We start from the raw sequence: 9,736 nt of genomic DNA, 5'->3' as shown, positions 1-9,736 counted from the left end.
TTCATCTAATAAGTGAAAAAGAGAATTCCACTGAAAAGCCGGTAAGTCAGCATTTCAGTGGAATTTTGTATTTGTCGGTGAATAATCTAGGATTAATTATACCTCTCTTCTAAACTTTTTTAATATTTTGTGAACGTTTTTCACAAATCATAATATATCACACTATTATTTTAATTGGACAAAAATTTCAATATTTTCATATATTTAACAAATTCAAACTTCGATTAACTTATTTTTTACAATTTATCACAATTTTCTACACATTTATATGATATACTACTGAATATTTGGAAATTTTAAATTTGTATAAAATGGGGTAGGAAAATGAATTTAAGTAAAAAGTATTTGTTTGTTCTTCTAAGTATTTTTTTCATATTAGTCTCATTTCCGGTTTAAAAGAAGTTTTAGAAATAATGAAAAACCAATACCCGTCTTTGAATGTAACAGCAATCGAAGATATTGGATTAATATATGTAGAGAATTCTAAAAATATAGATGTAAATAAAATTGAAAATAAAATAATAGAATATATAGATATACAAGGGGAATTACCAGATCTCATTTCGCCTTACGAAGATACCGTTACACCAAATAGAATTCTAAACGAAGTGAAGCAATTAACACTCGATGAGTTTAAAGAATCTAATCAATTTGACTAATATCGAGTTTCCATCACTAAATTCTGAAACATTTACGCCTTTTAATTGGTATTTAAAAGATGTGACAAGTGATTATAAGAATTTATCTATTGATACAGGGGAACATTCCACAATTGCTTTAATAGATAGTGGAGTAGATATAGAACACCCATTGATAAAAGAAAATATTGATTTAACATTAGCAAAAAATTATGTCACAAATGACATGGATATTACTGATGAATTAGGTCATGGCACAACTATTGCTGGGATAATGTCAAGTATTGCTCCAGAGACAACAATTGTTCCTTACAAAGTTATTGGAAATGAGGTAGGGAAATCAGTATGGGTGATAGATGCTATTATTGATGCAGCTAATAATGATAATGATGTGATTAACTTAAGCCTCGGTACTTATTTTATTAAGTCAGAAAAAGAAGATAAGTTACTGATTAAGGCATATAAAAAAGCTGTAAAATATGCAGAAAGAAAAGGGTTTGTTGTAATAGCCTCTGCCGGAAATGATGGATTTGATTTGGATGAATTGAAAGAGCCTAAATTTAAGCACTTACCCGGTGGTTTACATAATGTTATAACAGATTCAAGTAATACAAAGAATAATAACTTAGCCTATTATTCAAACTTTGGTAAAGAAGTTGATTTCTCTGCGCCTGGCGGCTCTCTTTTTGATGATAATGGATCCAATAATACAAATGAAATGATCATAACAACTTTTCCAATTAATCAAATGAATACACCTTTAGATCAATCACTTGGAATTCCTCAAGGATACACACTAACTGAAGGAACAAGTTATGCCGTACCACAAGTCAGTGCTACGGCAGCTCTTATTATTTCAGAGTATACAGAACGAACAGGTAATAAGCCTTCTGTTAATAAAGCGCTTAAATATCTAGAGAAGGGAAGTTCTGATATCGGTAAGCCTGGTAGAGACAATTATTTTGGAGAAGGAAAAGTGAATGCATATAGTTCCTTAATGATGATGAATAAATAAAATAAGAAGAGAGACTTTCTCAGGTTCCTTATATATATAAATCATTTTTTAACTAATAATTGGTAATGATAATTACCTGTTCTAATTTAAATATTGAGAAAAATAATTTGAAGGAGGCAGTTCATATCAATAAATTTAAAACTGTAGGTATCTCTATTTCTATCGTACTGATAATATTACTCTTTATTGCATTTTTTGAATACATCTTTTTAAGAATAATAGGTTTCCAATATAATTCATTATTGGATTTAGTATTGTTCTTTATTTTGTATTTATTCCTTGAAATACCTCTTGCTTTTATTACAGATGCAATACCAAAAGCTTTAAAATCTGTTGGCATACTTCAAACGAGTAAAGGATGGCTACCATTTATTTTGAATACAGCTCTTACCTTTTTATTGGTTGGAAATTAAGAAAAGATGAGGATGAACCACCAGATATTGATAGTGAGGAATTTAAAGAAATAGATAATAAATTTAAATCCTAAAAATAAATCATTAAACATATGTGAATGCTTTATACAAACCTAGTTCACATAAATCCAAAAGGAGGAAGTGCCCACTAGCAAAAACCCCTTACCAATCAAGGGGTTTCTCTTTCTTCCCCTTAGAATCTCTATGCAGGATTTTATACATCGTTGATAGATCAGTATTTTCAGCTTTCAAAGAAGCCTTTGTAGACGTCAAGACGAATTTTACACGTTTTGCTCGTTTGCTTTTTACGCTTTTGCTGAAAACACACCCTTGGATATAAATTATTGGCGAAAAAATATAATATGCCTAGTCCTTCCCCATTAAAAAATTGGGTGAGATCTTATAAAGAACAGGGCATGGATGGATTAAAACGAAGAAAGACGAAAAAGAAGTATTCTGTTCAATTTAAATTAGATGCGGTACAATTTATGTTAAAGACAGGTGCTTCTTATTTAGAAACTGCTGTTCAATTTGATTTGAACAATCCTTCCTTAATTGCACGCTGGTTAAAAGCTTTTCGTGATCAAGGGATAGAAGGCCTGAAACCAAGATTAAAGGGTCGACCTTCTATGTCTAAGAAACCTAATAAGCAAAGGAAAAAGGAAGAAAAGAAAATAACACGCGTGGAAGAATTAGAACGTGAGAATGAACTACTAAGGCTAGAAAATGCATATCTAAAAAAGTTGAAAGCTTTTCGGGAGAATCCGAATGCCTTCTACGAAAAGCACAAGCAAAGATCGCATTCGACCTCAAAAAAGAAGGATTCCGATTAAAAGATATTCTTCTTGTTGTAGATATTCCAGAAGCAACCTATCACTATCACGTGAAAAACTTTGGCAGAGAAGATTCAGACGCGGAATTAAAAAACATCATTACAGACCTATTTAAAAAGTTCCATGAACGTTATGGATACAAACGGATCACGAGAGAATTAAAGAAACTGGGATATGTGATCAACCATAAAAAAGTGTATCGGATTATGCGAGTACTGGGATTAAAATGTGTGAAATTTATTCGGAAATCCCGTAAATATAATTCGTATAAGGGAAACGTTGGAAAAGTGGCAAAAAACCGGCTATCCCGGCGTTTCAATACATCTATTCCACTGCAAAAATTAGTAACAGACATAACAGAATTCAAATGCCTAGGCGAAGAAAAGTTATATTTAAATCCAATTCTTGATCTTTATAATGGTGAAATTATTGCCTATGAAATGAAGAAACGTCCAACTTTAGATCTTGTCATGGACCCTTTGAAAGAAACGATCGGGATAATAAAGAATCGTGCAACTTATCGCACCACCATTCATTCAGACCAGGGCTGGCATTATCAACACAACCAATGGGTCAAGACATTAAAAGAAAATAAAGTGTTTCAAAGTATGTCACGTAAAGCAACCTGCGCAGACAATGCTTCGATGGAGAATTTCTTTGGCATTTTAAAGCAAGAAATGTATTACGGAGAAGAATTAGTAAGTTATGAAGAATTAAAGAGAAGAATAGAAGATTACATCTACTGGTATAACCATGAACGATCAAAAGAAAAATTGGCCGGATTGAGTCCGATCGAATACCGAACTCAATCTAGCCAATCAGCTTCATAATAAAAACTCTAACTTTTGGGGGTAACCACCTTCCCCCGGGGCTTTTTTATATCAAAAAAATGACGATAAAATAGATGGTCATGGCACAAATGCCAATGGGGATGCCGAACGCGGCCCATTCTTTGCTTGTGATTTTCAATTTCCCTGCGGCGATAATATTGGGAATGTTGCCTGGGATTAGCATTCCTCCGCTAATAAGAAGACCGAGCAGGATGGCTTGGATGGTGAATTCATTCATTTCAGGGCTGATTTCAGCAGCAGCAAGAGTTGCATTATCTAAAATAGCTGAAATGATATTTGCCCAATAGAGAAAGGTAGGAGAAAGTCCAAGTAAATAGGTTCGAATCAAGGGCTCAAACCCTTCCCCTAATAACGTAAGTCCCATAACAAATAAATAGATTTTTATGGTTCGTAGAAAAATGTCTGAATAGTTTTCGATTTGTTGATGGTGTGAATATCCTCCTTTACTTTCCTTAGGATCGACAACGATAGCTGTTAAAAACCCAAAGGTCAAAATCGCCACCGTTACATCGATACCTATCAATCTTATTAAGTAAAAAAAGTCTTGATTTAATTTGCTTACCGTTAATGTAGATAAAGGTTCCCCTATAGGAGTTAAGGCGGCACCGATTCCAATGGAAAAACAAGCGAGCACGATGAAGCGAACTTCTGCTTCCCGTTCCAGTCTTAAAATCGTGACAATTAAGACTAAAATTAGGGAGGCAATAATCGCTGTAATAATGCTTGAGATGAATCCTAAAACGATGACAACAAATGCTAAAAATAATCGAGGGTTCATTTTACGATTGAACGATAAAATGCCTGTTTCTAAAGGAAGATAGAACCATTTAAATAATAATCCTGCGAGAAGAACCGCTCCAGAGATATAAATAGGGTTTTGTAAAGCCTCCCAGAAAAGCTCAGATGATAACCCCTCACCAATATATACGGCAAATAAGCCCATTAAGAATAAAAAGATTTCTAAATTTTTTTCAATGGGCTTGACCGTAAACGGAAGAAATAAAACACATAAGAAAACGATTATTAATCCTATCATTTCAAATCCCTTACTTTCATGATTAGTCATGGAATAATAGTAAATGTATGAGGTTGTCCATTAAAATATTCCAGGGTTAAAAAACAACTTATTTGAAGGGGACCTCTCTGTGAACTACCTTTGATGAATTTGGAAATAATAAAGAGGAAAAGAGGTGAAGAGATGGCACGAAACAATAAAATTCTCGTTCCAGAAGCAAGACAAGTACTAGACAGATTAAAAGCGAAAGTGGCAGACACAAACCAACCAGATCAAGCAAAGTTTGAAATCGCTAATGAAATGGGGGTTCCTTTAAATAAAGGGGATAACGGAAATTTGACATCCAAAGAAGCAGGGAAAATTGGTGGAAAGCTTGGTGGAAATATGGTTCGAGAAATGATTAAAATGGCAGAGCAACAATTGATCCGTAAAAAATAAGAAATCTTGGCCAGTCAATTTTTACAAAGAGACGATCTTAAAAAAAGATAAGTTTACCCAAATAGGTGAAAACTTTCCTTTTAAATAGAAAAAAGCTATCGGACTCATCCAATAGCACAAAAAGGGGGAATACAATGGTAAAAGAACCATCATATCTCCCATCTTTTCCAGTTTAGTAGTTATTATACATGAAAAAAGTTTATTCTTCCTAAAGTTCAACTAACATTCAGTGGGTTTTTTCATCTCCCACTGAATGTTAGTTGAACTTATCGGACCTTTAAGATCCGTTGTCCTCCACCTATCTTTTTTGTTTCCACATCATTTGGAGATGGAGGTTTTACTGCCTGTTAAGGTGGGATAAAAGATAAGTGATCAAGCTTTCTCTTTTGTTCTAAATAATGCCTAATGTGCTTAAAAACACGATGATGATGGTAATGGGAACGATCCATTTCATTACATTGTGCCAAAGGGCAAATGTCGATGGGGAAAGTGTATTTCCAAGTAGAAATTCTTCTTTTGTAATGGTCTGATCCATTTTATATACAATAAAAAGAGCGATGCCTAAATTTCCTAAAGGCAGCATGATATTACTAACGAGATAGTCAGTTGCATCAAAAACGGTTTTATCAAAAAGATGAAAGTCTTTTAACACGCTAAATGAAAGGGCAGCCGGAATTCCAGCAATGAATACGATGATTCCTGCCAACCAGGAAACCTTTTTCCGCTGTCTCTTTTCATTAGCGGTAAACGCAGCAACAATAATTTCAAGCAAACTAAAAGAGGAAGTTAATGTTGCAAATAGGAAAAGCAATAGAAAAAGACTTAAAAATAATTCACCAAATGGAATTTGCGAAAAAACGGAAGGAAGGACAATGAATAAAAGTCCTGGCCCTTCTGTCGGCTCGAAACCGAAAGAAAAGACAACTGGGAAGATGGCCAATCCTGCAAGTAGTGAAACGAATATATTCATAAACACAACAGAGCTTGCAGATGCAGGGATACTCACATTTTTGTCTAAATAGGAGCTATACGTTACCATACAGGAAAATCCGACGGCTAATGCGAAAAAGGATTGTCCAAGGGCATACAGTACGGCCTCACTCGTAATCTTCGTGAAATCCGGTTGTAAGAAAAATTTTACTCCTTCCATAGCTCCTTCTAATGTTAAGGAACGAATCACTAAAATAATGAAAAAGATAAAGAGCAATGGCATCATGTATTTATTTGCTCTTTCGATTCCATTTTGAACACCTAATGATACGACGACTATATTCATGACTAAAAAGATTGCTAGGCCCAAAATGGTTAACTTAGGACTACTTGTCACCATCTCGAATAGTTCAGGGTAATTGGCCCCTTTATCAATCACCCCGCCGACAATGGATAAAGCGCTATAAATTAAAACCCAACCGCCGACAACGCAGTAAAAAGATAATAGCAGAAAGCATCCAAGGACACCGAGACGTCCAATATTTACCCATAAACTGTTGGGGGCATGGGATTTATAAGCACTAATGGCTTCTTTCCCAGCACCACGTCCAATTACAAATTCAGAAATAAGCATAGGAAGACCAATTAATAGGGTGAAAATAATAAAGAGAAGAAAAAAGGCTCCACCACCGCTCATACCAGTTACATAGGGGAACTTCCAAATCGCTCCCAACCCAATAGCGGCACCAGCAGATGAAAGAATGAACCCTAATTTAGAAGACCACTGTTCCTTTCTGTCCGTCACCATTCCTCCTCCTTTCTAACTTGATATGAATACGAGAATGTATTTTAGGTCAAGAATTATGTACTATCCTAGTTTACACTACAAAAAACACCGTTTCCAAATATATTTTATTATCCCAGCTTAACGGGCAATAAACCCCCGCTGAATGAAGTTTATTTTATATATTATTTTTTGAAAAGAATCTAGAAAAGAAGGTAAGATGCATGAAAGAAGAGATGCATATATGAACAATTGCCCCCATACATTGAAATGAGGACGTAATGGGGAGATGGTGAAATATGCAATTCTATTACGGGCAACAAATGCCATTAAGAATCTTGGATGAAGCGGAATTTTGGAAGCATCAAGAGGAAGAACATACAGTCGTCATTCGTGAGTTAGTAACTGGACTGGAGCCCGAATTTGTAGAAGCTTTAAAGGAATGGGAGAAGGCACTTTCAGAAACACATCAAAAAATCGTTCGCTATATTGAATCCATCATTCGCACAGGATCCTATGTACCGACACAGCTTTATCAACAAGTCCTACAGCTCATCTCTTTCTGCTTACAGCAAAGTTTAGATTTTATAAAACTATGTCGGCAAATAAAAGATGAAAGTGCTGCTGTGAGTAAAAACCCTACCGCAAAGGTAGTGTTGAATCATATTATTCGTGAGTCTGAATACTTTATAGGAATTGCCCAAACATTACTATATGGAGTACAATCCGAACAGAAATCATAATAAAAAAATGATGCTACCCATAAGGGAGCATCATTTTTTTATTAAGCAAATTATGCTTTTTGTACGTTAGCAGCTTGTGGTCCACGATTTCCTTCAACGATTTCAAAAGTAACCGTTTGGCCTTCGTCTAAAGATTTGAATCCTTCACTTTGGATAGCAGAAAAATGTACGAATACATCGTCTCCGCCTTCTCTTTCGATGAATCCAAAGCCTTTTTCAGCGTTAAACCATTTTACTTTACCTGTTAACATTTGTCTTCCTCCTTGAGTTGACCGTATTTCACCATAAGTTAATTTAAAAATTTTTGTAAGGCGCTGTTAAACGATAATCTTTTGAAGGGTCGTTGAAGTCTTCATTATTTACAGACTGCGAATGCAACAATGCCTATGCAAAAAAGCCGTAGTCCAATGGAATTAGGACTATTAAATCGCCCACATTTCATTGTAGCTACGACTTTTATATTCCAAAAAATTATTTAAACGAACTTATTAGTCTATGTGTAATAGTATCCTAAAAGATGTATAAAGTCAAATATTTATCATGAATTAGAATGTATGTTTGCTGTGGTTTTCAATGACCTGTAGCATTTTAGTGGATGGGCTCATTTCGCTATGACAAATAGGGCATACCGGCTTTTCACTACTTTTGAAATTGTCTCTTACCCAACAATTACAATCCTCTGAAGTGCACTCCCAAACTTTTGTCTCCTCAGTGACGATTTCCTCAAGGTTTCTTCTACCGAACGCCATTTTCTCACACCTTCCATTGTTTTAAAAAAAGAGATCAAGGCCATAAAAAAATACTTATTATAGAAAACAACACTTTATGCTGTAAACTCTAATAATAAGTGCAGTCTAAAAAATTTATGATCTAAATCAAGTATACATCAATTGACAAACGAATTCCAATTTAACCGACTGATTTAGGGAGAAAGTTTGAAGAAACCAATTATAGTCAGCATAGAAAGACCTAAATGAACACTTTGTTAGGTAAAAGGGAAATGCCCTGCATACAGAGCTTTTCCTTTTATCTAAGCGAATAAACTTCATTGTAGTTGTGTGGAGATTGGACAAGAAAACGTTCTTACTCAGCTGGCGGAGTAAAGGAACGGTTACTAAATTCAGTATCAAGCATAAATAGAGCATTCGGGTCATTGATGATTCGTTTTAATCTTTGAATAATGCTGTCGAATGTGGCCTCTTCTTCCACTTGTTCATCAATAAACCATTTCAAGAAAGCAATTGTCGCATGTTCTCGTTCATCCCATGCGATATCTGATAGGTGATAAATTCTTTTTGTGACCTCTTTTTCATGTTCCAACCCTCTTTCAAAAGCATCTAGTAAGGAGTCGAACTCATTGGACGGATTTCCAAATCCTTTAATAATCGGATGTTCACCACGATCATTAATATAATTGTAGATTTTCATAGCATGGAACCGTTCCTCTTCTGCTTGAACTAGGAAAAAGTTTGCAAATCCATCATAGTTTTCGGATGAACAATAGGAGGCCATCGCCATATAAACATGGGCAGAGTAAAATTCATAGTTCATTTGATCAATTAATGTATCTCTTAATTTATTCGATAACAATAAAAAAACTCCCTTCACTTAATATAATCTCCATCATGATTGTTGCATTGTTTCCTTTCTATTGGACACTGTTAATAAACTTGGCTGTTCATTTCCGCCCCCATCAACACAGTTATTAAATCAACATGGGCCTTAGCACAGCCTTCTCTTAAAAAATCCTATTGAAGTAATTATTATAACTCAACTTTCGCACCAGAAAAATAAGCGCTAATTGTTGGCTGTATTGTATTTAATATCTATTAAATATGTTGCTTGACAATGTTTTTTTAAAATGAAAAAACACCTCATTCTTTGGTATAGTGTAATTGACTAGAAAACACTACCATACAGAAGAGGTGTCCCCTATATGATAGATCAAAATAGCCAATATAATCAACTACCAAAAGAACTTGATTCTGTTTTTTCTGAGCTTGAAATGAATAAACACTTACGCCAAGCAGGAATTAAAAAATCCTTTGGTTTCAGCTGTTCTTACTTATTTCAGCT

The 9,736-nt window shown here is 34.6% G+C and carries 12 protein-coding genes and 1 pseudogene; 8 read left to right on the top strand and 5 right to left on the bottom strand.

Translation table 11 applies throughout. The features are described from left to right. Positions 1-413: 413 nt before the first annotated feature. The 5 genes from J2S13_RS15840 to J2S13_RS15820 all read left to right on the top strand — a co-directional run bounded on the left by J2S13_RS15840 (position 414) and on the right by J2S13_RS15820 (position 3,729). Positions 414-659, top strand: coding sequence for a hypothetical protein (locus J2S13_RS15840; RefSeq protein WP_307258814.1), 246 nt, complete (start codon positions 414-416; stop codon positions 657-659). Beyond that, the gene (locus J2S13_RS15835) at positions 652-1,653 is read left to right on the top strand and encodes a S8 family serine peptidase (RefSeq protein WP_307258813.1); all 1,002 of its coding nucleotides are present in this window, start codon (positions 652-654) and stop codon (positions 1,651-1,653) included. The genes J2S13_RS15840 and J2S13_RS15835 overlap by 8 nt, the downstream gene beginning before the upstream one ends. A gap of 107 nt (positions 1,654-1,760) precedes the next feature. Further along, positions 1,761-2,066 carry a YrvL family regulatory protein gene (locus tag J2S13_RS15830; protein WP_307258811.1) on the top strand — a complete coding sequence of 102 codons (306 nt, stop codon included), beginning with the start codon at positions 1,761-1,763 and terminating at the stop codon, positions 2,064-2,066. A gap of 344 nt (positions 2,067-2,410) precedes the next feature. Continuing rightward, complete coding sequence (locus tag J2S13_RS15825; RefSeq protein ID WP_307258810.1) at positions 2,411-2,899, top strand: helix-turn-helix domain-containing protein; 489 nt, start codon at positions 2,411-2,413, stop codon at positions 2,897-2,899. After that, entirely contained in the window at positions 2,797-3,729 is a 933-nt protein-coding gene (locus J2S13_RS15820; protein ID WP_307258815.1) for an IS3 family transposase, read from the top strand. The genes J2S13_RS15825 and J2S13_RS15820 overlap by 103 nt, the downstream gene beginning before the upstream one ends. A gap of 46 nt (positions 3,730-3,775) precedes the next feature. Here the strand turns inward: J2S13_RS15820 and J2S13_RS15815 are convergent, their stop codons facing one another. Then, positions 3,776-4,786: a DUF1646 family protein gene (locus J2S13_RS15815; protein WP_307258807.1), complete on the bottom strand. Its 1,011-nt coding sequence runs from the start codon at positions 4,784-4,786 to the stop codon at positions 3,776-3,778. A 162-nt stretch (positions 4,787-4,948) separates the two neighbouring features. Between J2S13_RS15815 and J2S13_RS15810 the strand changes: the two genes are divergently transcribed. Continuing rightward, complete coding sequence (locus J2S13_RS15810) at positions 4,949-5,203, top strand: alpha/beta-type small acid-soluble spore protein (protein ID WP_307258806.1); 255 nt, start codon at positions 4,949-4,951, stop codon at positions 5,201-5,203. Positions 5,204-5,594: 391 nt separating this feature from the next. Here the strand turns inward: J2S13_RS15810 and J2S13_RS15805 are convergent, their stop codons facing one another. Continuing rightward, positions 5,595-6,941, bottom strand: a complete 1,347-nt coding sequence (locus J2S13_RS15805; RefSeq protein WP_370874051.1) for a sodium-dependent transporter — start codon at positions 6,939-6,941, stop codon at positions 5,595-5,597. Between the two features lie 275 nt (positions 6,942-7,216). On the opposite strand from J2S13_RS15805, the gene J2S13_RS15800 reads away from it, so the two are divergent. Beyond that, positions 7,217-7,660, top strand: a complete 444-nt coding sequence (locus J2S13_RS15800; protein WP_307258804.1) for a DUF2935 domain-containing protein — start codon at positions 7,217-7,219, stop codon at positions 7,658-7,660. Between the two features lie 50 nt (positions 7,661-7,710). Here J2S13_RS15800 and J2S13_RS15795 read toward each other — a convergent pair whose 3' ends face one another. From J2S13_RS15795 to J2S13_RS15785, 3 genes are all read right to left on the bottom strand, one after another. Then, positions 7,711-7,911, bottom strand: coding sequence for a cold-shock protein (locus tag J2S13_RS15795; RefSeq protein WP_307258803.1), 201 nt, complete (start codon positions 7,909-7,911; stop codon positions 7,711-7,713). A 294-nt stretch (positions 7,912-8,205) separates the two neighbouring features. Continuing rightward, the gene (locus J2S13_RS15790; RefSeq protein WP_307258802.1) at positions 8,206-8,409 is read right to left on the bottom strand and encodes a cold-shock protein; all 204 of its coding nucleotides are present in this window, start codon (positions 8,407-8,409) and stop codon (positions 8,206-8,208) included. A 334-nt stretch (positions 8,410-8,743) separates the two neighbouring features. After that, on the bottom strand, positions 8,744-9,250 hold the full coding sequence (locus J2S13_RS15785; RefSeq protein WP_307258801.1) for a ferritin: 507 nt from the start codon (positions 9,248-9,250) through the stop codon (positions 8,744-8,746). 346 nt (positions 9,251-9,596) lie between these two features. Here J2S13_RS15785 and J2S13_RS17005 point away from each other — a divergent pair. Further along, a pseudogene (locus J2S13_RS17005) lies at positions 9,597-9,736 on the top strand (IS4 family transposase); the annotation flags it as partial.

The sequence above is a fragment of the Oikeobacillus pervagus genome (assembly GCF_030813365.1).
Taxonomy (GTDB): domain Bacteria; phylum Bacillota; class Bacilli; order Bacillales; family DSM-23947; genus Oikeobacillus; species Oikeobacillus pervagus.
This window is presented reverse-complemented; position numbering and strand designations above follow the sequence as displayed.

Bases quoted from the DNA above. Each gene is read 5' to 3' on its own strand.
- J2S13_RS15795 (WP_307258803.1), bottom strand. From the start codon at position 7,911: ATGTTAACAGGTAAAGTAAAATGGTTTAACGCTGAAAAAGGCTTTGGA.
- J2S13_RS15805 (WP_370874051.1), bottom strand. From the start codon at position 6,941: ATGGTGACGGACAGAAAGGAACAGTGGTCTTCTAAATTAGGGTTCATT.
- J2S13_RS15840 (WP_307258814.1), top strand. From the start codon at position 414: ATGAAAAACCAATACCCGTCTTTGAATGTAACAGCAATCGAAGATATT.
- J2S13_RS15815 (WP_307258807.1), bottom strand. From the start codon at position 4,786: ATGATAGGATTAATAATCGTTTTCTTATGTGTTTTATTTCTTCCGTTT.
- J2S13_RS15800 (WP_307258804.1), top strand. From the start codon at position 7,217: ATGCAATTCTATTACGGGCAACAAATGCCATTAAGAATCTTGGATGAA.
- J2S13_RS15790 (WP_307258802.1), bottom strand. From the start codon at position 8,409: ATGGCGTTCGGTAGAAGAAACCTTGAGGAAATCGTCACTGAGGAGACA.
- J2S13_RS15810 (WP_307258806.1), top strand. From the start codon at position 4,949: ATGGCACGAAACAATAAAATTCTCGTTCCAGAAGCAAGACAAGTACTA.